Here is a 25,723-nt window from a genome sequence, read left to right as displayed (position 1 = left end):
TATTTTTATTTTGCTCGCTACCTTAAGCAGAAAAAATCAAGAGAAAAATCGAGAGACAATTTTTTTCCGTTCATGATAAATTCCCAATAAACCTACCATTGCAATCATAAGCCAAAGTTCAGGTTCACTCATACGCTCCAAATCTTGTACCAAGTCAAGATTTGAATTCGCATTTAATACTTCACGTTGTTTTCTCTTCAAAACTGCTTTTTGTGCTTCATTTTCGAGTGCGATGTATGAAGTATATTCGCTAAGGATATTGCTCTCAAAGCTATTCTTCACTAAAATTCGCCAGTACTTTTCCTGTTGTTCGGGATGAAGCAAAAGTTGTCTCCTCTGACTTTCTAACAAAATCCCTGATTGCCATGATTCTTTCGAAAACGTAAGTGGCTCCTCTAAAGAATTCGACTTGAAAATAACTGTAGTTTTAGCATCATCTGCAAGAAAATATTTCTTACCCTCCGACACAAATAGTCGTATTTTCTTAGGATACAAAATAGAATCTAATTTTGCTAATTTTCCAATTATCGGGTTTTCTAAAGTATGATTGGTCAATATATTTTGCTTATCTAACAGCAGGAAATTAGCTCCTTCTGGAAAAGCAAAACTCCAATGAGATAATTTATTCTCAGTAAAAATACTATTAGCAATTGTGTCGCTTAATACTACTAAAATCGGATAAAAACTTGACTGATTTTTTGTCTCTTGATAAGCAATTTGTTGAATTGCCCTTTCGAGAAAAAACCCTCCTTCTATACCATCTTCCGATAATTCATCCATCCAATTATTTGTATAATCGACTGTTTTAACATAAGAGTTAACCAAGCTTATTTTAGCATTTGTAAAAAAGCTAGGATAATCTTTCTTTAACTTTTGCAATTGATAAGTATATCTTTGAAAAGAATTCCCATGTGCTACATCCAAAATAAAATGAAAATAGGGTTTCCGATAAGATTCAGATAATTTTGCTTTTTCTTTGTTGGGAATAAAGATAAAATGTGACGTATTCAACATTACATTAGGGTGTTTATCAACTCCTAATTTGGCTATTTTATTTCCAATTGAAAGCTCAATAGGCTCTTTGTGAATCAACTGAAAACCAGTAGTTCTTAATTCGTTTGGTGTAAATGGATACACATGTAATGCAACGATATTCTCATCAGAAAAATACAATAAACCAGGGTCTCTAGCAACGCTTTCATTTAAGATATTTCGATACACCCATTTTGCTGTTTTTTTCTCCGCCAAAATTCCCACTTCCCTTTTGCCACCCATATCCAAATAATAATTTGCAACAAATGTTCCTACTGGTAGATTGAATTTTTCATGATATTCTGCATTTTGATTTTTACCATTCTGAATACTTAAATGTACCCAAGATTTCCAAGTTTGAGTGGTACTGTCATACACACTTTCGGTTCTAATATCTTGTAGGCTAGTAGTTTGATTAGTCGTGGGTTCTACATGGATTTGTGACTCTTTTCCAAGATAAATCTGTTCCAAATCACTAATTTTTCGATTTGACAAACTCAAATTATCCAAGACCACCCATGAATAAAAAGTGTCAATGTAGGGAGTCCAGCTAAAGGTAGCGGGACGGCTCAGCTTGGTAGATTTTAAATAATACAATAGTTTTTTAAGATTAACCGAAGTCGTCTGAGATTCTTTCTCATAGTTGGGGCTGTAGACATAATTGAGCGTTGTATGCAAGTCGTTTCTGGCATTCCAAAAATAAATAATGATAACTGTAGGAATTAGCATAAATGATAATAATCCACTAATTATCAAATAGTAAGCTTTAAAACTTTGTTTTAAAGCTTGAAAGTCTTGGTATAATTCAGCACTGTGAATTATAAAAAGTGCGCTTGGGGTAAGCATCAATAAACCAAAAACTACAGTAAAAAGCAAAATAAAAGAAAGCGGTGTATAAGGTAAAAATACCAAAAAGAAATAGCAGGTAAAACTAAAAGTACTTGCTCTCATTATCCACAGCAATAGGTTGATTTTTGGGTTTAAACTTCGTGGTAAACAAACAATTATACCATTGGTAATAGCCAAAATCAAAAACCATTTATTGGAAAAATCACCGAAAAATCCCCCTAAAGGCATAAGGGTTGCGTATAGACTCAGACCTAAAACTGGAAAGATCAAGGCTATGATAATCTTCCACCAGATAGAAGGTATTTTTTTGAGTAGATTTTTATCGAATATTAAAATATAAAGTGCCCTTGTAGCAAAATAAAAAAAGCTAGCCATAACGCCAACAATCAAAATCCAGAGGAAGACCTCTATGTAATCTGTGATGTGGCTTGGATGATAGACTGAGCCAATCATGAAAAAGAAAAAATAAAATCCAATCGGAATAGCTAATGAAAGCGCAAGATTTTTGGCAAAACTAACCTTGGTTACATCAGGCGTAGTTTCAAGGATTAGTACAATCATAGCATAAAGCAAACTTGGCATCATAAAGGTAAAAACGTAAACGTATTTATTACCATCAATCATCCATGCGGGCACTTCTCTTGGCACAATTTCATCGCTATAAGTAACATAAAAAATTAAGCATAATAAATGCACAATCAAAGTTATTACTCCGTAGGGCAGCGGTGTATTTTTTCGAAGAATGATGAGCCTTATAGCATAAATACTTTGTATCATCAGCAATCCTAACACGATACCAGCTACTATAAACCAGTACTTTTGGGTGTCTTCCTGCAAGAGTGTATGAATTGTTTGCCATTCAATAAAGAGTAAAAAAAGAAGCACCGAAAAAGGCAGGGTATTGGATAAAATAATCCAAAAAGGTTTAAGAAGACTTTTCATGTTGTAGACTTGTTTTGAATAGGTATTGAAAAACTAAATACGTGAAAATGAGAAAAAATAAATTGGTGAGAACCCCAACTCCCTGATGGACAAAAGAATGATGTATTATCCAATTCTGAGGAAATGCTTGACTTAATAAAATAGAAAAACAAATTCGTGTGGTATTGCTAACAATCGTACTCAGATACGAAATCAGCAATATCGATATGCCGTATTTTGGAGAAATTTGGTTCTTTTTCTGCAAAATTAAATAGGATAACATTGCAGAACATATTAGCAAAAAATTGAAGCCAGAACAAGATTTTTCAATACAAATACTCAAACTGGGAAAGACATAGCCATCCGAACCATCCCAATACATTGTAGTATTGGTAAACGAAGAAATCCAAATAGCAACTGGTTTGACAAGCCAGAGAAGTTGCGAGATATTGGCGTATTTGTAGAAAATTTTGGCACACAGAAACAGTGTTCCAAGTACGAGCAAGGTAGAATATTTACTTTTCACGAACTATTTACTTTAAAACATCATAAATTTTATGTCGTGAAGATAGAGAAGCAAATTCAAAATAAAAATTTTAGCATGAAAAATATGGCTAGAGCGTAAAGTTTTTAAGTAAACCAGCTCACACTCTAGCCAAAATTTAGAGCATGTTTAAATTCATTAAAAATAAAAAAGCCTGTATTTATTTTCTGAAATCCTATTGTTTGAGCCGCAGGCGAGTTTAGGATTTCTTGACTTTCTTTTGTTACTTTTCTTGTGTCAAGACAAGAAAAGTAAGCAGTGTCGATAGGAAATTTTGTTTCTTCTAAAATACCGAATAAAATTTCAAACATACTCTTAGTGTTTTATTTCATCCAAACCTCTAAAAGACCGCCTTTTAATAATTCTTGATGTGTAATTTCAATAGCTGAAAACGACTTGCCATTTAATTTCATTTTATCAATCATTGGATGATTATCTGATTGGTTATATGTTTTTATGGTAAAATACTTACCCGATGGTGTCTGAATTTTTACTTCATCAAACATAGGACTTCCTAAAGTGTAGCTAGGATTTCCTGGGCAAACTGGGTAAAAACCCATCATGCTAAACACCAGCCAAGATGACATTTGACCACCATCTTCGTTTCCGCTCATTCCTCCAGGACTGGTATCATATTCTTCTCTAATAATTTTGCGAAGCCATTTTTGAGTCTTTTCCGCCTGACCCGCATAAGGATACAGGTACGCAATCTGATTGTTTGGCTCGTTGCCATGCCAATAATATCCCTGTTCAAAAAGGGTATCTAGCTTTTGAATAAATCGCTCTTTCCCTCCTACTTGAGCGATTAATCCTTGAATATCTTGTGGCACATAGAACGTATATTGAGCAGGAGAACCTTCTGTAATAAAACTCGAACGCTGTGCAAAAGGATCAAATTTGGTAATCCAAGAACCATCCGCATATCTTCCTCTTGCCCATCCTGTTTGCGGGTCAATGACATTCTTGTAGTTTTGCGCACGTTGTGCAAGTATTTCAGCATCAGCTTTTTTTCCTAATTTTTCAGCCACTTTACCCAATACAAAATCGTCGTAGGCATATTCGAGCGTGCGCGAAACCTGCTCACGCTTGTGAAATGCCTGCCAAACAGAATCTTCCATAGGAATATAATGGTATTTGAGATAGCTTGATAAAGCTCTTCGCCCTTTTCCTTGTTCATAACTTTTGGCGTCAGGATTAGGCTCAAAGGCATTTTTGCGCATATAGCGATAGCCTTTTTCGATGTCAAAACCTTTGATTCCTTTGATATACGCATCTCCGATAGCCGAAATCGCATGGTCGCCAATCATGGCAGCCGTGTACTGATTCCAACATGGAAAAATAGGTAACCAACCACCCTGCTCCGCCTTTACAATCAATGATTGCATCATATCGGCGGTGCGTTTGGGCTCTAAAATCGTATGAAGAGGGTGAACCGCACGATAAGTATCCCAGAGATTGTAGTCTTCATAATAGGTAAATCCTTTAGCAGTTTCTATGGTTTTGCCACCTGCAAACTGAGGGTATTTCCCATCAAAATCAGAGAAAACTCTTGGTGTCAATTTGGCATGATAAAGTGCTGAGTAAAATAGCGTTTTATCATTGTCAGAACCTTTTACCTGAATTTTACCAAGTGCCATATTCCATTGATTGGCAGCACTTTGTCTGACTAAGTCAAAATTACAATGGGAAATTTCTGCCTTTAAATTTTTACGAGCGCCTTCAATACTCGTAAACGATGTGCCTATCCGAACTTTTACTTCTTTTGAGGCAAATTTGACATAAGCTCCTACATTTTCGCCTACTGCTTTTCCTTGAGCAACTGCTTGTTTAGGCGTTACAACATTTTTTAACCATGTTCCAAAATCAGTAATATCTGAATCAAATTGTATGACAAAATAACCACTAAAACCCGCTGGCTGACCAGAACCTTGATAGATTCGGTGAACTGGATTATAACCCACTATTTCCTTTTTTTCTGGAAAAACCTGTACAAATCCAACGCCTTCGTCAGAATTTGGCTCGATGATTAGATAGTTTTCTTGCTGATTAGGATATTTAATTTTAAAAAATCCGCTTCTGCAAAGTGCTGTCATGGCAACATTGATTCCAGAATTTTGCAAATCTACCTGATACAAATCAGGGCGGACAATTTCAGTTTTTCGTGAGTAAGCTTCTGCTCTTTTTTCTGGGTTAATTTCGATTTTTCCCACTTGAGGCATTAGGGTCATAGTGCCATAATCTTGCACACAACTTCCATTCATCCAGTGACTTGCACGAAAACCTTGAATTTTTCCATCGTTATAATAATACGGTGGAATACATTTTTGTTCGGTAGCTCTTGTTTGAGGTGTCCAAGTGGTTAGTCCTTGAGGAACGCCAATCATAGGAACTACTTGTCCTTTTAATTCAGAACCAGCCTCGCTATGTTTTTGGGCACTTGGCGTAGTACTCGGTGCCGACCCAATCAATGGGTTAACATAATCGAGTGGTTTTTTCTGTGCAAAAAGGGAAGTCGATAATAATAAGATAAGTAAGATTTTTTTCACAATAGAATTAAATTAGTAGAGACGTTGCAAGCAACGTCTCCAAAAGATTTAAGGGAATAATGTATTTATTCGTAAGACTGCTCAATTTTTAAGTAATATTTATCAAACAGTTTTTGGGCAATTTGATTTGGATTTCCTTTTGGCGTAGCCATAAAATCCTTGTGTGAAGTCACCCATGACCATTCCCATTGTTTGATTTCTTTTTCAAATGCTTCATGCTGATATTTTTCTCCTTTTTGGTGAGCAGTGGTCAAGGCATCAAAGAATTTTTTCCAGCGAACTTTATAAAAATCCTTCATCAAACCATTCCATTGACGATTTGAATATTCGTGTAAAGGTGAATTGGCGTCTCCCCAAAGTGTTATTAAGTCTCTGGCATTTTGCTCATACAAATCTTTTTCAGCAGGCGTAAAACCACAAGCACGAGCTTCTTTGATCCATTTGCCTAGTAAAAAATCCTGACGTGTTCCCAATAATTCATCCATATCATCTATCAAAATTAGATATTCCTGAGCATATTTGTCGAAGTTAGCCCAATCGTTGTTACGATAGGCTGTCACCCATTTTTTCTGCAAAGGCAGCGCATAATTTGCCAGTACTTGTCTCGAAATATCGACTAAATCGTACTGAAAACCCTCCTTACTTCCATTTACTGCGATAGACTTTACCATCAATTTCCATGCTGGCAATAGCTCTTTTGGAGGATAATTCAATTTGGTTCTTGTCCAAATAGTCGTTGAATCAAAGGTTGGTCGACCAGTCAAAATAGACTCCGCACCATCACGAATTGTTGTTCCGTTGTAGGCAGTCTTTTTAAGAATTTGCCAAACTTCACGGTTTTCTGGCGTCACTTTTCCATAACGATTACGGATATAGCCATCCAACCACTTGTCTAAGTCCAATGGCGAACTATCCCAAGCATGACGCATTGTCAAAGCATACAATACTGGATTTTGCTCAATTGCTTCCATTGTCAAACCCAAGCCTTGTAGATTTCCTTTATTAGGGTCATTCAGTGCTTGAACAGGTCCGTTGGCTACACCTTCAATTCGTCCAAAAAGATTGACGTTGCCCCCAAAATTATGCAACATATTCCAAACCCAAGGTTTGCCATAATAGGCTTGTGTACGTTTCCAAACGGGTTCAATTTCGGTTGCCAAGTCCAGCAACAACATTTTATCGTTTGGTACTGCCTCCAAAAGAGCTTTTACCTGTGGCTCTTTCCAGAATTTTCTATCCGAATAAAACAACCATGCTTGCATTACCCAAACCGCTTTGGGGTCGGCTTGCTGCATACCTTCATAGACTTTTGCACTCAGTTTGGATAAAAATGCAGGTTCATCTGATGGAGGTTCGTTTTCGTTGAAAGTATCGGCTGAGTAAAAATGGTCAGTGCCAAACATTTTTGTTTGCTTTTGTAAGAACTTTTTACCCAACTCAGCAAATAGCGGGTCTTCAGCATCCAAAATATAGGTATCGGCAAAACCATTTGTCCAGTTGGTAGCTTTGAGTTTAGCTTTCGGGAAATGCTTTTTGAAAGCCTCTGGCACGTGTCCTGTGAAGGCTGGCAAAACAGGTTTCATTCCCAATGCACGTTCTCTTTTAATAATTTTCTTTTGTAATTCATGATGACTTTTCATCCAGCTTAAAGGAAGTGGTCCACCCCAGCCGTCAAGATTTCCCATCCAAAACCATGAAAAATACGCAGGTCCAGAGAAAAAGCCTTTTAAATCATCATCGCTAAAGCCCATTTCCTTGTAAACTTCGTACCAAGTGTATTCTTCGCCCGTAATCGCCAAAGGCATATTGATACCATGAAGTGCCATCCAGTCAATTTCCTTTTCCCAGCGTTTCCAATCCCACCATGACATACTGTAATTGAATGTACAGTAATTGAGATAATATCTGTAAAGAAAATCTGAGTTCTTTTTTACAGGAGTTTTGAGGACTGGCAATACCTTAGGTAATGCCAAGTTTGAACCATTCCAAGTAATTTGGCAGTGACAATATTCATTCAGATAGTAATTAAATGCCGAAGCAATACTTACCCCAGTGCTTCCCTTAAGGATAATTTTGCCATTTTTTGAACTGATTTCAAAAACATCTTTCCCGTTTTCTTGTGGAAGATAACCGACTTCAAAGGCACTGGCTCTGGTGGGAATAATTCGTTTGATTAATGCTTTGGATTCTCCTAAATCGATTTGTGCCGATAATTGAAAAATACAAAACAAGCTTACCAACAGCGTTAGAAATACTTTTTTCATGTTATGTTAATTAAAATTGGGTAATTAAGAAGACGTTATTAGTTAATAGTACATTCGTTATTTGAAGGTGCTCATAATTAAAAATTTATAGCAAAATTTCACCTCCGATATACTATTTATCTAATCTTTACTACTCCATAAAATCTGTTTTCTGAAAAGTTTAAACAGCTTCAATAATTTGAATTTTACATTCACAATTCTCCACTCAAAATTCAGCATTAATACTTATAACCTATATTTTTAAGAATAATTTATTTCTATATAAAAAATATAAACCCGCTACTTGCAAACATAATACGCCTGAAGCAATTCCGAAGTTTTGTGCATCAATCGTAGAATTTTGTAGCATTCCATCTAAAAAATAATGCGCCGTAGACTCAAAATTGATGATATTATGCACAGCCAAATATATCGTAATGGAGTTAGTACCAATCCAAATAAAGGGTTGAACGACCTTTTTGAAACCCATTACATCGACAAACCAATAGAAGAATGTCAAAAACCATATACTGATACCTCCTGTTATCAAAACGAAAGAGGATGTCCAAACTATTTTATTGATTGGGAATATCAATGCCCATAATTCAGCCGCTACAATTAATCCTCCTCCAATAAAAAACATTGCTCCCAAAAGTCGGTTAGAATCTAATTTTAAAGGATTTTTCAATAAAAAACGAGCTGTAAATGCACCCATCAACGCATTGCAAATTGCAGGAATCGTGGAAAGAATTCCTTCTGGATCATACACTTTACGATGTAATTTTCCTGGTAAAAAAAGTCGGTCAAAATACGCTGTCACATTTCCTTCTTTGGTAAAATCAAATACGCCAAAATCTGGAACAGGGTAAAATCTTACCAGTAAAAAATAGCCCACTAATATCGAGACAAAAGCAATGATCTGTGTTCGAACTGAAGTGTAAAGCACCAAAACTCCTGCTCCTAAACACGCCAATGCAATACGCCCTAGTACGCTGGCAATACGTGTATTTTCATATCCTTGAAACTTAAAAAAGCCATTTACCACAACACCCAATAAAATAAGAATTAGCGTTCTTTTCAGCAGATGAAATAAGATTTTTGATTGGGGATTAGGATGTGAAAGTTGCGTCAGTTTTTGAATTTGACTTTCAAAACTTAATGGCATCGAAAACCCAGCAATGAAGATAAATAGAGGGAATATACAATCATAAAAAGTGAGTCCATTCCAATCACTGTGATGTAGTTGAGAAGACATCCAAACGATAGGTCGCCAATTAGAATATGTTGCCCATGTGTGGATAAATGCTTCACCACCAATAATAAAGAACATATCAAACCCACGCAAAGCATCTAATGAATCAAGTCGTTTTTTTTGCATAAAGAAGGGATTTATCAAAGTATTATTCCATACTGTTAAAAACAGTTTTCTTTAAAATCTACTCAATCAAACATTGCAACCCCTATTTACACACATTGCCAAAGTTTTTGGCTTTGGCAATGTGAAAATTTTGTAAAGTTTTATTGTAGAATTGAGAGTTAACCGTTTGTGACTGTGGATGTCGGATATATCACCTGACTTAGTTAATCCTATTAATTCAATAGTTCCGAAATCAGAAATCCTAAATCCGATATTACAATTCCAGTAATGACTCACAATTTTACATGAATACCTAATATCCAGGGTTTTGCGTTAATAGTCTGTTAACCTGCAACGCATTTGTTGGTATAGGGAATAATCTTTTTCGTACATCGTTATCGGTTTTTACGCCCCATTTATCTTCATATTTCCCGTAACGAATCATATCATTTCTATGCCAAGTTTCCCATGTAAACTCACGAGAACGCTCTTCGTACACGGCTTGTAATGTTACCGAAGTCCACGCAGGCGAAGTAGTACGTTTTGAACGCAATTCATTTACTAGACCCAAGGCAGTTTGCCCGTTTGTAGCAGTTCCACCTCTTAAGATAGCTTCAGCTTTCATCAACAATACGTCGGCATAACGGAAAATAGGTACGTCATTATTTTGGTTACGGGTTGCTGAAGTAGAATCGCAATAGAATTTGTTGTTACGATAGCCCATATTCCAAGCTTTTTCGTCATTCCCTAAATCAAAACTAGCTGCATTTTTAATCACAACATTTGGCGTAATATCTACCTGATACGTTAGCGCTACCGAGGCGTCTGCACCTTTATAATCCTCATCATAACCTTGCTTAGTTGTACTCACCATTACAGGATTACCTTTATAGTCAAACTGTTTACCCGTAATCCACTGTTGATTTCTTAGGTCTTTTGAATCATTGAAATAAGCATAAAACTCAGGCAAAGTACTGCAAGCCGAACTAGGCGTAAATGGCAAAGTATATTTGGCACGCAAAGATCTTGGGAGAGCATAGCGAGCATAAAACATATAACCATTTGGCGCAGATGCGTCATAAGGTATCGCATAAATAAACTCCTTGATTTGTGGTCCGTTGTTGATAAAGAACATCTTTCTGTAGTCGGATTCTAAAGCAAACTTACCTGAACTGATAATTTTATCACATGCTGCGATAGCATCATTCCAACGAGCAGTACCAGTGTAAACTTCAGCATTCAGATACATTTTTGCTAAAATGGCATAAGCAGTAAATTTCGTAGGACGACCATAAGTTTCTTGTCCAACTACTTCGCTTAGATTTGGGATACTTTCGTTCAGCTCTTTCTCAATAAACTTAAAAACGTCAGCACGAGCTGTGGTACGAGCCGTGGTAGTATCTCCAAATTGGGTAGTTACTGGCACATTACCCCATAAATCCATCATCATAAAATAGCATAATGCACGCATAGAGCGTAGTTCAGCAATAGACGTTTTTTTCGCATCTGATTCTGGTGCTTTAGAAATCAAATAAATGTTTTGATTACTAATTGAGATTGTAGACGTCAGCCAGTTCCAAGTACCTTGAACATGGGCGTTATCACGATTCCATGTGTGTTTATGGTGTTGTTCATAACGACCTCCGTCGTACCAGTTACCTCCACGGGCAGGTAAAATAGCCTCATCGGTACTCAATGACTGAAGAAACCAATATTCAACAGCAAAACTTTGACGAAAACTATTATAAGTCGGACCTGCAGCTTGAACAAATTGTGCTGGAGTTTGAGGAAATACGTCGGGAGTAAGTTGTGTTGTTACTGGCACGTCCAAATCATGGCAGGAATACAGCCCGATAGCACCAAAAAATAGTAGGAATATATTAAAATATCTTTTCATTGTTTTCAATATTTGAATTGAGTCTAAAACTCTATGTATGACCATTTTTCAAGAAATCTTTAAGAGGTAAATTAAAAAGACGCATTTACCCCAAACAAAAAGGTTCTAGTTTTTGGATAGAAGTTGTTGGCGTCTACCCCTGGTGCAAGGCCACCTTGGTTGATTTCTGGGTCGATACCTTTGTAACTGGTAATTACAAAAAGGTTGTTTACAGAGGTATAAACACGTACTCTTTTGAAATTTTTACCTAAATTTTTGAAAGTGTAAGCCAACGTTGCGTTATCTAAACGTAGATATGAACCATCTTCAATGAATCTTGATGAGTAACGGTATGAGTTATAATCTGCCGCAGATTCACTTGCCACTTCTACAGGAATGTTTGTAAATCGAGCAGTACTTGGTCTATACAAATCTGCGCGGGTTACATTCATGATTTTGTTTCCAAGCACCGAGCGGAAGAATACATTCAAGTCGAAGTTTTTGTAGGTAAATGAGTTAGTCCAACCTAACAACAATTTTGGCTGCGCATTACCCAACATACGATAGTCTTTACCAATCTCAGGACGAGTAGTCAACTCTCCATTCGCTTTGTAATATTGAGAAACACCGTTGGCGTCTTTTCCTGCATATTCATAAGTATAGAATTGTCCGATTGGCATACCTGCAACGATTGCCTGAACTGTTTCACCTGTTTGACCACCACCATCAGGTTGAACAATTTTCACTGAGTCAGTTTTCAAAGTTGAGTTAGAAAGGCTTTCGATTTTGTTACGGTTATGAGCCAAGTTCAAGGTTGTATTCCAAGAGAAGTTTTTAGTTTTTATCGCACTAAAATTCAAGGTCAATTCAGCACCTTTGTTGCTCATTTTACCTACGTTTGCTGTCAAAGAGCCATTTGGATAAAGTACAGTACTTACGGGATACGTCCAAATCAAGTCTGAGGTAGTTTTGTCATATACTTCCAATGTACCACTTAAACGACCTTTTGCCACGGCAAAGTCAACACCAATATTTGAAGTAGCGGTTTTTTCCCAACCTAAATCTGGGTTTTCGTTTTGCAATGCCCCAATAGCAGACTGTTGGCTTCCGTTGTAATAGAACGTACCAACATTACCATAAATTAATTTGGTGGTATATGGACTAAAGCCCAACGAGTTACCTGTTACACCATAACTTACACGAAGTTTTAGTTCATCAAAAATCTTTTGATTTTCCATGAATGGCTCATTATCAACTCTCCAAGCCAAACCTACTGATGGGAAATACCCCCAACGTTTGTTTGCTCCAAATACCGAAGAACCATCGCGACGAACAGATGCTTGGACTAAGTATTTGTTTTTGTAGTTATAATTCAAACGACCAAAATCAGAAATCAAACGGATTTGCTGATAGTTATCTCCTCCATAATTCACTCTAAATGAAGGCACTGCATACGGGTTACCCATTCCTAAATTGTTGTAACTTACGGCATCAACTGGGAAGTTGGTACTTGTCGACTGAAAACCATCGCCATTGATACTTTCTTGCCAAGAATACCCAACAACTGCGTTGATTGAGTGATCACCAAATTGTTTATCCCAAGTCAAATAGGTTTCTAACAAACTCTGACGGTTTTCATAAGCGTTACGAGTAGCAAAACCATTTGTACCAACCAAGTTAATAAAAGACGGGTTGCCAGGAGGTTCTGGAGTACTACGGATATTATTATAGTATTGCGTATAGTAACTATTGTAATACGCACCGTAATTTGTTTGGAAGTTTTGGTATGATAATTTCAAATCATACGTCAAACCAAGCGGTAACTTCACCTGTGTAAAGAAGGTTCCAACTAAGCTTTTATACTTCAATTTTTCCGTTCCATTTTCGATTAATGAAACAGGGTTGTAGTAGTTACTTTTAGTAAAATTATCATACCAAGTACCATTTGCGTTTTTGATAGGTACAGTTGGTAAATATGTCAACATTTGTGCAAGAACCGTATTTCTGTAAGGAACCCAATCTGCATCACTCATTGAGTTTGTAACCGATAAACCAAACTTCAATTTGTCATTCATGGCTTTTTGTTCAATCGACAAACGAGCTACCACACGACTTAATCCAGAAGATTTAATAATACCTTGTTGATTGAAATAGTTGATACTTGCATTATAAACCGTATTTTCGGTTCCACCACCAAAAGATAAATTATGGTTTTGAGAAAAAGCCTCTTTGCGTTGTACTGCATCTTGCCAATTGGTATTTGCACCTTGAGCATCCTCAGGAGTCAAAGCCTGTCCGTTGGCTGTCAAGAAGTTTTTTAATTGGTTGGCATCCATCATTTCGTATTTATTCGAAACTTTATCTACCGCCATGTAAGCGCCATACGAAACCTGCATTTGCCCTTTACTTGCACGCTTGGTAGTTACCATAATTACCCCGTTTGAAGCACGGTTACCATAAATAGCGGTAGCAGCGGCATCTTTCAACACATCCATAGAAGCGATATCGTCAGGGGCAATCAAAGAAATATCTGCGCCTGGTACACCATCAACCACAAATAGAGGCGATTGAGCACCATCGCGAAGTGTAGAGGCACCACGCAAAATAATTGCTGCCGAACGGTTTGGGTCACCGCTACGAGTGATATTCAAGCCTGGTACTTTACCTTGTAATAATTGACCTACATCCGAAATAGCTCCTTTATTTAATTCTTCTGGCTTAATCGTTGTTACCGCAGAAACCAAGTTTTTACGAGATTGTGTACCATAACCTACTACTACAACCTCCTCCAAGTTTTGATTTTCTGGCAGTAATGAAAGCATAATTTTGCTTCTTCCAGCTACACTTACTTCTTGTTTTTTATATCCCACAAATGAGAAAATCAACACGGCATCGTTGTCTGGCACTGCAATTCTAAAATTACCATTGGCATCCGATGTTGTACCACGTGTACTACCTTTTACCAACACCGATACACCAGTCAAAGGCTGACCTTTTTCGTCAGTTACTTGTCCTGTTACGTTTATATCGGCGTTTACTACGTTTGGGAGTTCTTTGGTAACATTGGTTGGTAGAGTAATTTCTGCTTCTTTTTTACTTAAAACAATACGATTACCCACCACTTCATAAGAAATATGCAATGGTGTCAAAAACTCATTGAGAACAGTCGAAAGACGGTTATTTTCGAAAGAAAGACTTACTTTTCTTTCTGATTGTATAAGATTGGGACTGTACACAAAACGAACATCAGCAAGACGCTCGATTTGAGATAAAGCTTTTTTAACAGAGATTGTTTCGGGTCTTAACGAAATACTCTTATTGAGTACTTCTTGAGAAAAAGCATCGTTTGCGAGGGTTATCCCACAAAAAACAAACGACAGCAATAGCTGGGTCAAGGTGATTCGCATTGCTTCGGAGAGAATCTTTTTAAATAGTACGTTTTTTTTCATAATTTTAATTGTTTTTAACTGTGACTGGATAAAAACACACCTTGGTACCCATTGCAGTGGGTTCGAATTGCAGTTCGAACAAGGTATGCGACCGACAGTGTTATTGCACTGTCGGTTTTTCTTTATTTACAACCTGTACCATAGAGAAATATGACAGTTCCTCTCTGTTCATAATTAGCATTTACGGCTTTACAAACAAGGTCGAGTTGGGTATGAAGCGGCAGTTCGTTGAGGTCGCCCGTAAAAACACAATTCTCAAATGCGTCGCTCTCTATCTCAAAATCTATCATGTAGGCTTGCTTTAGGTGTTGCAGCACCTGAGCTAAGGGCGTTTCTTCAAAAATAAATTGTGTCAGTTGTACAGGTGGAACAATTACAACAGGTTCTTCTACTAAGCTTGGGATGATTTTTCGGGAATCTTTGACAAAAACTACTTTTTGATTGGGTGTCAAAATGACCCCATTGCGCTTTTGTTTTTCTTCGTTTTTCCGTTCGTAAACCGATACTTTTCCTGTTCGAACCAATACCTCAATAGATTTGGAATTTTCGTAAGATTTGATGGTAAAACTTGTTCCAAGCACTTCCGTAACCAAATCGCCTGTATGTACCACAAAAGGTTTAGCAGGATTGCGTTTGATGTTGAAAAAAGCTTCTCCTTTTAGATAAACGGTTCTTGTTTTTAGTCCAAAATGTTCTGGATATGAAATCGTACTGTTAGGATTGAGTTGTACCACACTACCATCCTCAAGCGTGACTTTCTGTACGGTCGACGAGTGGTTTGTTAAGTCAATTACTCCCCAGTTGCTAGTCGCTATGGATTGGCGAATAAGCTGTTCGGGGCTATCTTGCCAAGCGTACCACTTCAGCGCCAGTCCTACACAAATCAGAACGGTGGCTGCGGCAGTCCAGATTTTCCACTTGAAAGGTTTAATCCCTATCGACTGCTGAATACGCTCCCAAAGTTGTTTTTCTAAGTTTTGTTGTTCGCTAGCACTCAAGGGAGCTGAGGCTATCGAAAGCATATTGTCAGACCATTGCTCTACAAAAACAATCTCTTCGGGGGTACATTCCCCGTTCAGATATTTTTCGAGTAATTGGTCAAATTCAAATTGATTCATGATAGTAAATGGCTAATGAAATAACACTAGGTGTTTTCCAAACAGATTTAGATTATGTTTGCTGATATGCTTTTAAGTTTTCTCTCAACAATTTGAGGGATTTTGTAATATGATATTCGACAGCCTTTTCTGACAAATTCAACTGAACGGCAATCTCTTTCACAGATTGATTTTCGAAACGGCTCATTCTAAACACTTCACAAGTTTTTTCTGGAAGCTTTTTCATCGCCTCCTCTACAGCGTCGGATAGTTCGGAGAAATGAACTACTTCTTCTGTTGCATGAGATTGTCTTATTTCGTTGAAAATAAGATACTCCTGAAACTTGCGGTTAGTGATTTGGGACTTGATATAATTGGTACTCAGGTGCTTGATGGACACAACCAGATAGGCGCTCAACATGCGGATATTAAGCTGATGCCGACGATTCCAAAGGCTTTCGAATAAGTCGTGAACGAGTTCTTCGGCCTCTTCACGAGTGCCAATTTCGTGATATGCTACACCAAAAAGCTTGTACCAATAACGGTGATATACCTCCTCAAAGGCATACTTGTTATCCTCCATAATTTGGACAACTAATTGTTCATCCGTTAACTTTTTATATTTCATAAATTCGATTCAGGGTATATTACTGTATAGTCAAACAAGTCAGTAAAATCCCTAATTGATTTTAAATATTCTTTGAAAGTTTATATTTCAATTTTCACAGGTTGAATAGAAGAAGGTGATTTTATCCTTAAAAAAGGTGTATTTTCTTGAAGCAAAAGAATGATTTGGAGGGAATTACCACAAAGATAAGGCAAGGAAGCGATATTCAAACTATTTTATTAATTCTTTGAAAAATACAGTTTACTCTTTAAGCTTTAATGTTGTAATACACGCAGATAATTTGGAAAACTTACCGATAACTACTTCGAGAGTTTAATAGTTATTGCCTCAGTTTCAAAACTGTTAAAAAAAGAGTCCAAGACTAAGTCCTGAGCTAGTCATTTATTATTTATCCAAGTCTCAAAGCCAATAGTTATAGTTCAGAAATTGAAAAAGGCACAAAATGATTGAGTTTTTATCCAAAACCCTTCACCACTTTGTGCCTTTGAACCTTTATTACTTTAACTAAATACTCAACTGTTTAGCATACTTCTGTGCTTTGATAGCAAGCTCCGAAGTCAAGAAACAATGTTCTTGTGACATGGCAGTTTCAGTACGATTTACGACGTCATCTACCAAAAGACGACCATAAGGTAATTCCACGTCATTGCAGTCGATATGTACAGTTTCTTTATTATTGACCAAGAACAAGTGATTCCCGCCTTCTTTTCCAGCAATGTCAATATTTTTACGAATTTCAATATATCCTTCAGTTCCTAGGATTGTCAAGCGACCATCACCCCAAGTTTTGAGTCCATCTGGTGAAAACCAGTCTACCCGAACATAGCCAGTCCCTTTATCGCCCTTTACCATTACATCGCCAAAATCTTCAAAATTAGGATACTGTGGATGGTTTACGTTACCAACTTGTGAGGTTACAATTTCTGCTTTTGTTGAACCTGTAAAGAATAAAAATTGGTCAAATTGGTGTGAAGCAATATCACAAAGAATACCGCCGAATTGTTCTTTATTGAAGAACCACGCTGGGCGAGTAGATAAGCTAATACGGTGTGGCCCCATACCAATAGTTTGAATAACACGACCAATAGCACCAGCTTTTACCAGTTCCCCAGCTTTTACAGTTGCCTTATTTTCAAAGCGTTCGCTAAATAAAATCGAATAAATCCTTTTGGTTTCTTTCTGTACTTTGCGCACTTCCGCCAATTGCTCAAGGGTCGTAATGCCTGGTTTGTCTGACATAAAATCTTTGCCTGATTTCATGACACGAATCCCCAAAGGCGCGCGCTCATTGGCAATTGCAGAGCTTAATACCAAGTGAATAGACTTATCATTTAAAATCTCCGCTTCGGAACTTGCCTGTTTAGCGTTGGGATAGCGTTTGGCAAACGCAGCCAACAAATCAGCCTCTTTGGCATAAAAAGCGACCAACTGTCCCCCTCCTCGGATAACAGCCTCTACTTGACCATAAATATGCCCATGGTTCATACCAATCACCGCAAATTTGATTCTTGGTTCTGCAAAAACAGGTTCTACACTTGAAGTATTTGTTGCAGTGGCAACCTGATTTGCAAGCACAATCCCAGCGGCTGTACCGAATGTATTTCTTATAAATTCTCTTCTATTATTCTGCATGATTATGATATTTATTAGGGGATTTTCACTAAAATTATTTAGATTTTTGGGCAAGTTTCAAAGCCTCTGTTGTCGTGTAATATTTAGCCAACATATTAGGTACTTCCCAAACGGGCAATTTACCATCCTTCAGGTATTGCATATAGCGTTGTGCTACCAAACCAAAATGTGCTTCATGACCATCTTTGTATTTATCTGGAATGACAAGCTCCCATCCTTTCTCATTTTTTTGGATACTGATTCCTGGGAATTTTTGAGCAACTTTTTCGACAGCTTTTGTCAATTTTTGTTCAAAATCAATAACGTTTTTCGCTGGCTCGATATACAAAACAGGTTGATATTTTTGTTCAGCCCCCTGACGAATTACCAAATTTGATTTGGTACCTCTCATAATCGAGTAATGCGTATCACCACCGCCTTCTGGCGCTTTGTAAGCCCAAGTTACAGAAGCTTTGGCATGTACTCCTCTGATGGTGTAATTGATTTCGCCGTTTGAATAAACCTTTAAAACATCTCCTTTTACATCTTTTTTCAAATAATCAGGAAACTGTTCGAGTTGAGTAATATCCTTAAACTGAGCTAAAGTCATATCGGTCGCCCAACGTTTGGCACTATTTACTTTTATTTCCTTCTTATAATCAATAATTTGTTCAGGAAAACACTCCCACTGAATCAAATCCACCAAGTGAGTGTTGACATCCACAATACCTTCACCTTGCTGCGCTACATCCATAAACCAAGCTGGACGAGTGAGCACACTTCCAGAAACATATTTCCAAAAATGGTGAACACTTTCTTTAGTTACCGCAGGATTATCAGGCGTTCCTTTCTGTAGCGTTCCGAAAACCGACGCATCCATCGAAAACTCTCTTTGAAGCATTGTAGTAATCTCTGAGCGCTCAGTCATGATGTCGTATAGCAACACACCCTGTTTCTTAGCAGACTCAAATGCGGCTTTCAACATATCAAAGTTTTGAGGATCGATTACCATAGGTTTATCCGCCAAAACATTAAATCCTGCATCAATGGCTTTTTTGATATACTCCGTTTTCTTTTTGTTATTTCCTGCCATTACCACCACATTACCCGCTTTTTCTTGAACCATTTTTTCAAAAAAATCTGGCGAAGTATAAAGGATTTCTTTCCAAGCAGTAGGGTTTTGGGCACGGGTATTATAGCCATTGATACGAGCCAAGTGCATATCAAGATCCTTCCCTTGTGGTGCATAAACCTTCACCTCTGAACTTACATTGGGAAACATATTTTTTTGTACTAATGCAGCATGAAAATGCCCAGGGTCTAGGGTAAGCAATTTTATTTGCTCTGTTTTCTGAGCAAAAGTTTGAGAAAATCCTGCCATCAAAAAGGCAGCTAACAAGTATCTCTTTTTCATTCTTGAAAATTTTATATAAATGTTTTTTATAATGTTTGATAGAGACGCAAAGCATTGCGTCTCTACAATTGCATTATCTCACTGCGTATGCTGCTCTCTGTGGTCGTGATAAAAGACTATTGGCTTCTGGGTCATTTATAAATTTCTCCTTTTTAGGGTCCCAATACAAACGACGTTTGAGTTTCATGGCTGCATGGTGCAACAAACAAGCACTACATGAGCGGTGACCGATTTCAGCTGGAGCAATTGGGTCTTTTCTTGAAATAACACTTTCCAACCAGTTGCCATGATGGTCTTTACTTTCTGTTAAATGAATCTCGTTTGAACCAATCACCGATTCTAAAATTTTTGGATTACTCGCATCGATTGCTTTAGCAGCTTGTTGTTTGGCAATAGGATCTGAAGCAGTTACAGAGGCATCGCCACGAGAGACGAAAATCCAACCTTCCGTTCCCTCGAATCGAATACCGTTGGCGATTTCGTTGGTAACTATCATTTTCACGCCATTTGCATACATGGCTTCGGTTCTAAAAATACCGTGAACATCCCACAAACCGCTTTTCGGAAAATCAGCACGTCCCCATACTTCCACAGGTCCAGAATGCTCCATATTCATGGCCCAGTGAGCACAGTCGATATGGTGAGAACCCCAACCTGTAATCATTCCTGCCCCAAACTGCTCACAACGCAACCAACCCGGACGGTCAAAACCTACCTGTGGATGTACACGTTTTTCGGTATAATAAACGTCTGGTGTTGTGCCCAGCCACATATCATAATTTAGATTTAAAGGAATCGGCATTTGTGGTTCTACATCGCCGCCTGGGTCACCAGGAAGTCCAACATATACTGTTTTGAGTTCGCCAATTCTACCATTTCTTACTAATTCGGCGGCGTATCTAAACTGCCAACTCGAACGTTGTTGGCTACCAACTTGTACAATTCTCTTGGTTTGTTTTACGGCATCCGCCATGGCTCTACCCTCTGCAATAGTCAAGGAAGCAGGCTTTTGCATATACACATCTTTACCAGCACGCACTGAACTAATAACGATTGGCGCATGCCAGTGGTCAGGGGTACTGACCAAAACGGCGTCAATATCTTTGTTATTAAGCAATTCACGATAATCGGTGTAAACATTTACACCATCGTAAGGTTTTCCATTTTTCTTTGAATAAGTATCAACTACCAAATCTTTGGCAAGTTTAGCACGGTTGCTATCTACATCACAAACGGCAATGATTTGGGCATTATCAAACTTCCAAACCCCAGGCATATCATGTCCTCGCGAGATACGACCAGTCCCGATTGCACCAATGGTAATGCGATTACTAGGTGCATTTTTGCCAAAAACTGAAGCGGGAACAATTGTCGGAAATCCTGAGATAACAGCAGTAGTTGCTAAGGTTGATTTAATGGATAGGTCGAGAAAGCCTCTGCGGCTCATTCCATTTTCTTTTTTTTCATTCATGATTAAAATAGGATTATTGTGTTTGGGAGATTTTAATCATGAAAGCCAGCAAGCCGTAATTTTTTACTCGAAATATTAATATGAAAGGGAAAAATTGTAAGAAGCGGAGTCAAAAAATTATTAATGAAGCGCCAAAAAGTTGTTGAAAACCTATTTCCAACAACTTTTTTTGGGCTTTCAAACGCTAATGTGAGTACGAAACTAACGTTTAAAAGGTTTTAGGTGTATTTCCAAAGAAACTTTTCCCATTTTTCCTACAAGTAATAGTTGGTTTCTTACTGTGCTAATTTTACCTCTAAATATTGGTAAGTCCTTGCTGGGATAACGCCATTTTGCCTCTATCTGATTATTTTTCAATTGATAAGTGCCTATGTATCTTCTTTCTGTTGTATTAAAATCAAATACAATATCATTTCCTATGTCAAAATAAACTCTTGTCAACGTGCTGTCGTAAGGTGATTTTGCCGTAGTATTCACATCATTTATTTTGATTGTTTGAACTTGATATTTCCCTGTCAACTGTGGGTTTTTATCTATGGGTAATCTCAATAAAACGAAGACCAAAGGTAAAAATAGGATTACAACACGAGTCCCTATCTTAATAGTCTGGTTCAGGTCTAACAAATCTGAAATATTCAATTTTTGATTAAAGAAGAAATTTTGTAGCTGTTCAAAATCTTGAAAACCCAGATAAAGCAACGCCATAATTAACATGAGGGCATGAAGAATTACACCCATGTCTAAATGATAGAAAATGTCAATATTTAAAATAGTCACAAGAATGGGTAACAGCATAAAAACACCGAGAAGTCTGGTTTTGGAAAAAAGTAGTAAAAACGAGCCCAGCATTTGGAGAAGACCAATCGTAACGGTGAAGGGATATGAATGTCCAAAAAATGCCCACATCAACGAAACATCATCGACCTCACTAAAGGGCAAGTCTAGCATACCCAAGGGAACAATAAATTGTAGATGGTAAATTTTTTGCCAACCAAAAGTAATCAAGTCAAAGGCAACGACTCCACACAGCATGGCGAGTTGGATCTTATAAAGCTTACTGAAGTCCAACTCTTTTTTAGCCTTTCTAATGAAATAAAATACATAAGTAAGTAGAAAAATAATACTTATAGAAATGATAATGGAAGATGGGACAAATTTAAAACAAGCAAGTCCGATTCGACTTAATACTTTTGCTACTACCAATCCTGAAATAATAGATAGCATGATTTTTTGGATAAAACGCATATTCTTTTAAAGTTTAGTTTGTCAAAACTATCGACAACACCTCAACCCAGAGTTCAGAATTATCCATTTGAACCAAAAAATCAAGTTTTTAAGGCATACCTATTTTTTTGAATGCTAAAGGAGAAAGCCCAACAATCTTTTTGAAGCTATTAAAAAACGATGATTTCGAACTAAATCCCGATTCATAGCCAATACCTTCAATACTTAAATGGGTATGTTTAGGAGATTTCAAAAGCCTTTTAGCTTCATTGATTCTATAATTATTGATATAATCATTGAAATTGATGGATAGCCCTGTATTGAGTAAAAAAGATAAGTCATGTGTAGAAATGTTAAGATGTTCAGCCAATTGAAATAGGTTAATATCGCTTTGTAGATAGGGTTTTTCCTGCTCCATAATTATCTCCAACTTCGTTTTCAGAAATGCCATTTCTGCTTCACTTAAACGGGCTATTGAGCTTTTTTTGGACGATGTAACTTCAATAATTTCTTGAATTTCGGCTTTAACCGTTTCTGGAAATGGATAAATTTCTTTCTGAGGAATAATATAGTAAGCGATAAATCCTGAGCATAAACAGTAAATAATTGGTAGATAATGATATATAGGTAAATGAGTAAATCCTGCGCTTAGTATCGCTATCACAATAATTACCAAAATTATATACAACATATTCGTTAGCCAATTGAGATTTACTTGCTTAGTCTCTGTTGAAAATAATTGAATATCTCTTCTATGCTTTCTTAACAAAAAGAAAGAGTATCCCCAATAAATTAAAATCTGAAGCTTTAGGGACAACGATAGAAAAAAACCAAAGTATCTACTGAATTGCGCAGGCAAACTAAGAGGATATTCATGTTGAATCAAAAAAGCAATGGCAAAAAAACTAAAGATTATAAACGGAATAAAATGAAGGGAGTCATAAATTGAAAACAAGAATTTCGGCTTGGTGAAATAAACAATGCTAAAGTATAAAAAAGGTGCAATTAAAAAACGACTACATTCACTCAAAACAACAAAATCAGGATTTTGTTGGTACAAATCTCTTTCTGTTAAGCCCAATCCTACACAAAACAAAAACCCACTAAACCAATATTTCGCTTTTGTATTGTGTGCAGGAGGGTTAATAATAACGATAAACGCCAAAATAATAAAGCACCCAGCAGCCAAAGAATGAATCATAAAAGTGTATTTAAAAAAGGAAATTTAGTTTAAAATAAAACTGAGCTGGGAAAATACAAAAATCTGCTAAAAATAGAGATGCTTTTTAGTCAAAAAAGGGATATTTAACACAGAGTAAATATTTTGGAAACGACCATTGAGAAGAATAATCTGACAATATTTTTCTTTTAGTTGACTCTTTTAAAAATAAATCCTTCTTATAGATTTATAAATAAACAAATGTTCATTTATATTTGTAGCATGAGATTAAGAGATGAACAAAAAGAACAATTGGTCAGAACAAAAGCCCTTGAATTATTGGTTGAGGAAGGCTTTAATGGCTTTAGTATGCACAAACTTGCCAAGGCTGCCAATGTTTCTCCTGCCACTTTGTATATCTATTTTCAAAACAAAGAAGACCTTATTATGCAATTAGGCATAGAGGTTGGGCAAAAAATACATGAAGTCACTTTTGAGGGTTTTGATTTTGAAGATTCGTTTGAAGATGGATTGTGGAAACAATGGAAAAATAGAGCCAAATATGTGCTTGAAAATCCGGTAGCCGCCGCCTTTATTGAGCAGTTTCGAAACTCTCCTTACAAGAAAAAACTTAGTCAAGAATATTTCCAAGCCTTTAGAAACAATATGACCAAATTCTTAAAAAGAGCTATCGAAAAAGGTGAATTAATCCCTTTACCCAAAGAAGTTTTCTGGACTTTGGCATTTGCACCTCTCTATCAATTAATTCATTATGCCCAAGATGGGCATAATATGGCAGGCGAACCATTCGTGCTTACGGAGGAAATCATGCGAATGACTTTTAATCAAGTCATCAAATCTCTTAAACCCTAATATTTCTCTTTATACAATTATCTATCTCCATGGAACAAACACAAATCTTTACGCCCTATCAAAAATTCATGATAGCGGTTTTATCTTTTATTCAATTCACTGTCGTTCTGGACTTTATGGTATTGTCGCCTTTGGGTGCTATCCTCATGCCAGAACTTCATATTACGCCTCAACAATTTGGTTTAGTGGTTTCTGCCTATGCCTTTAGTGCTGGTGCTTCTGGGCTGTTAGCAGCGGGTTTTGCCGATAAGTTTGACCGTAAAAAGTTTCTTTTATTTTTCTATGTTGGCTTTTTAATTGGTACGGCATTTTGTGCGATGGCACCAACGTATGAGTTATTGATGGCTGCTCGTATTTTCACAGGTATTTTTGGCGGTGTGATTGGCTCGGTGTCGGTTGCCGTTATTTCGGATATTTTCAAATCTGAGGTTCGCGGACGTGTCATGGGATTTGTACAAATGTCATTTGCGGCGAGTCAGGTATTAGGCTTGCCTATTGGATTGCAACTCGCTAATATGTATGATTGGCATGCGCCTTTTTGGATGATAGTCATAGTAGGAATCTTGGTGGGTATTATCATTTTGGTAAAAATGCAACCTCTCACACAACATTTGGCTTATCAAAAAGATGGTAATCCTTTTGTACATCTATTCCATACGGTATCAAAACCTCATTATTTAAGAGCTTTTTCAAGTACCGTTTTATTGGCTACTGGTGGTTTTATGTTGATGCCTTTTGGTAGTGCATTTAGCACAAAAAACTTGGGACTTACCCTCGAACAACTTCCTATACTATATGCAGTTACTGGCGTTGCAGCACTATTTTTCGGTCCAATGATTGGTAAGTTAAGCGACCGTTTTGGCAAATACAATATGTTTGTAATTGGTTCTGCTATTAGCTCATTATTAGTGGGTATTTTCTGTAATCTTGGAACAACTCCCCTACAAATCATCATGGTTATCAATGTGATTATGTTCGCAGGGATTTCTTCTCGTATGATTTCTGCTTCTGCCTTAATGACTTCGGTGCCAAACCTTGAAGATAGGGGTGCTTTTATGAGTGTCAACTCTTCGATTCAACAAATTTCGGGTGGTTTGGCTTCTTTATTAGCAGGTGCAATCGTCGTAAAAGCTCCAGATGGGCATTTAGAACGTTATGATTGGTTGGGATATACCGTAATCGCTAGTATGGTCATTTCTGTTATTTTGATGAAATGGGTTGATAATTTTGTCAAAAATAAAGAAGCAAAATAGGTTGTGAGGGGTCAGGGGTTAGAGTTGAATTATGAGTTGTGAGTTGTGAATTAAAACTTGTCCTTGCCTAAAATAGGTTGCCCTCAAAAAGCAACAAATAATGGCAACTTCAAAATCTAAAACTGGGAAAAGTACAAAATACGAGATTCGTCAAAGTCGTATTTTCAGTGAGTCAT

The 25,723-nt window shown here is 37.0% G+C and carries 17 protein-coding genes; 2 read left to right on the top strand and 15 right to left on the bottom strand.

The window, feature by feature from the left end; all coding sequences use genetic code 11:
* Positions 1 to 36: 36 nt before the first annotated feature.
* The 15 genes from QM491_RS08985 to QM491_RS08920 form a co-directional block, all read right to left on the bottom strand.
* Positions 37 to 2,823, bottom strand: a complete 2,787-nt coding sequence (locus tag QM491_RS08985) for an MSEP-CTERM sorting domain-containing protein (RefSeq protein ID WP_283327170.1) — start codon at positions 2,821 to 2,823, stop codon at positions 37 to 39.
* Positions 2,807 to 3,328: an exosortase K gene (gene xrtK, locus QM491_RS25530; protein ID WP_374761250.1), complete on the bottom strand. Its 522-nt coding sequence runs from the start codon at positions 3,326 to 3,328 to the stop codon at positions 2,807 to 2,809. Before xrtK ends, QM491_RS08985 begins: the two co-directional genes overlap by 17 nt.
* A gap of 125 nt (positions 3,329 to 3,453) precedes the next feature.
* Positions 3,454 to 3,657 carry a hypothetical protein gene (locus QM491_RS08980; RefSeq protein WP_283327169.1) on the bottom strand — a complete coding sequence of 68 codons (204 nt, stop codon included), beginning with the start codon at positions 3,655 to 3,657 and terminating at the stop codon, positions 3,454 to 3,456.
* A gap of 12 nt (positions 3,658 to 3,669) precedes the next feature.
* On the bottom strand, positions 3,670 to 5,892 hold the full coding sequence (locus tag QM491_RS08975) for a GH92 family glycosyl hydrolase (protein ID WP_283327168.1): 2,223 nt from the start codon (positions 5,890 to 5,892) through the stop codon (positions 3,670 to 3,672).
* A gap of 65 nt (positions 5,893 to 5,957) precedes the next feature.
* Positions 5,958 to 8,156, bottom strand: a complete 2,199-nt coding sequence (locus QM491_RS08970; RefSeq protein WP_283327167.1) for an alpha-N-acetylglucosaminidase — start codon at positions 8,154 to 8,156, stop codon at positions 5,958 to 5,960.
* Between the two features lie 232 nt (positions 8,157 to 8,388).
* Positions 8,389 to 9,513, bottom strand: coding sequence for an acyltransferase family protein (locus tag QM491_RS08965; RefSeq protein WP_283327166.1), 1,125 nt, complete (start codon positions 9,511 to 9,513; stop codon positions 8,389 to 8,391).
* A gap of 292 nt (positions 9,514 to 9,805) precedes the next feature.
* Positions 9,806 to 11,389, bottom strand: a complete 1,584-nt coding sequence (locus tag QM491_RS08960; RefSeq protein ID WP_283327165.1) for a RagB/SusD family nutrient uptake outer membrane protein — start codon at positions 11,387 to 11,389, stop codon at positions 9,806 to 9,808.
* A 71-nt stretch (positions 11,390 to 11,460) separates the two neighbouring features.
* Positions 11,461 to 14,817, bottom strand: coding sequence for a TonB-dependent receptor (locus QM491_RS08955; protein WP_283327164.1), 3,357 nt, complete (start codon positions 14,815 to 14,817; stop codon positions 11,461 to 11,463).
* 122 nt (positions 14,818 to 14,939) lie between these two features.
* Positions 14,940 to 15,935: a FecR family protein gene (locus QM491_RS08950; protein ID WP_283327163.1), complete on the bottom strand. Its 996-nt coding sequence runs from the start codon at positions 15,933 to 15,935 to the stop codon at positions 14,940 to 14,942.
* 52 nt (positions 15,936 to 15,987) lie between these two features.
* Positions 15,988 to 16,542 carry an RNA polymerase sigma-70 factor gene (locus QM491_RS08945; RefSeq protein WP_283327162.1) on the bottom strand — a complete coding sequence of 185 codons (555 nt, stop codon included), beginning with the start codon at positions 16,540 to 16,542 and terminating at the stop codon, positions 15,988 to 15,990.
* A gap of 504 nt (positions 16,543 to 17,046) precedes the next feature.
* Positions 17,047 to 18,174: a Gfo/Idh/MocA family protein gene (locus QM491_RS08940; RefSeq protein ID WP_283327161.1), complete on the bottom strand. Its 1,128-nt coding sequence runs from the start codon at positions 18,172 to 18,174 to the stop codon at positions 17,047 to 17,049.
* 34 nt (positions 18,175 to 18,208) lie between these two features.
* The gene (locus tag QM491_RS08935) at positions 18,209 to 19,567 is read right to left on the bottom strand and encodes a putative oxidoreductase C-terminal domain-containing protein (protein WP_283327160.1); all 1,359 of its coding nucleotides are present in this window, start codon (positions 19,565 to 19,567) and stop codon (positions 18,209 to 18,211) included.
* Positions 19,568 to 19,640: 73 nt separating this feature from the next.
* Positions 19,641 to 21,038, bottom strand: a complete 1,398-nt coding sequence (locus tag QM491_RS08930; RefSeq protein WP_283327159.1) for a Gfo/Idh/MocA family protein — start codon at positions 21,036 to 21,038, stop codon at positions 19,641 to 19,643.
* A 201-nt stretch (positions 21,039 to 21,239) separates the two neighbouring features.
* Positions 21,240 to 22,283 (bottom strand): hypothetical protein, encoded by a 1,044-nt coding sequence (locus tag QM491_RS08925; RefSeq protein ID WP_283327158.1) that lies wholly within the window; start codon positions 22,281 to 22,283, stop codon positions 21,240 to 21,242.
* Positions 22,284 to 22,371: 88 nt separating this feature from the next.
* Positions 22,372 to 23,463 (bottom strand): helix-turn-helix domain-containing protein, encoded by a 1,092-nt coding sequence (locus QM491_RS08920; protein WP_283327157.1) that lies wholly within the window; start codon positions 23,461 to 23,463, stop codon positions 22,372 to 22,374.
* Positions 23,464 to 23,703: 240 nt separating this feature from the next.
* Here QM491_RS08920 and QM491_RS08915 point away from each other — a divergent pair, with 240 nt between their 5' ends.
* Both QM491_RS08915 and QM491_RS08910 read left to right on the top strand, forming a co-directional pair.
* On the top strand, positions 23,704 to 24,294 hold the full coding sequence (locus QM491_RS08915; protein WP_283327156.1) for a TetR/AcrR family transcriptional regulator: 591 nt from the start codon (positions 23,704 to 23,706) through the stop codon (positions 24,292 to 24,294).
* 29 nt (positions 24,295 to 24,323) lie between these two features.
* Positions 24,324 to 25,547: an MFS transporter gene (locus QM491_RS08910; RefSeq protein ID WP_283327155.1), complete on the top strand. Its 1,224-nt coding sequence runs from the start codon at positions 24,324 to 24,326 to the stop codon at positions 25,545 to 25,547.
* Positions 25,548 to 25,723 lie beyond the last annotated feature (176 nt).

This window comes from Flectobacillus longus, from assembly GCF_030056705.1.
GTDB classification, from domain to species: Bacteria; Bacteroidota; Bacteroidia; order Cytophagales; family Spirosomataceae; genus Flectobacillus; species Flectobacillus longus.
This window is presented reverse-complemented; position numbering and strand designations above follow the sequence as displayed.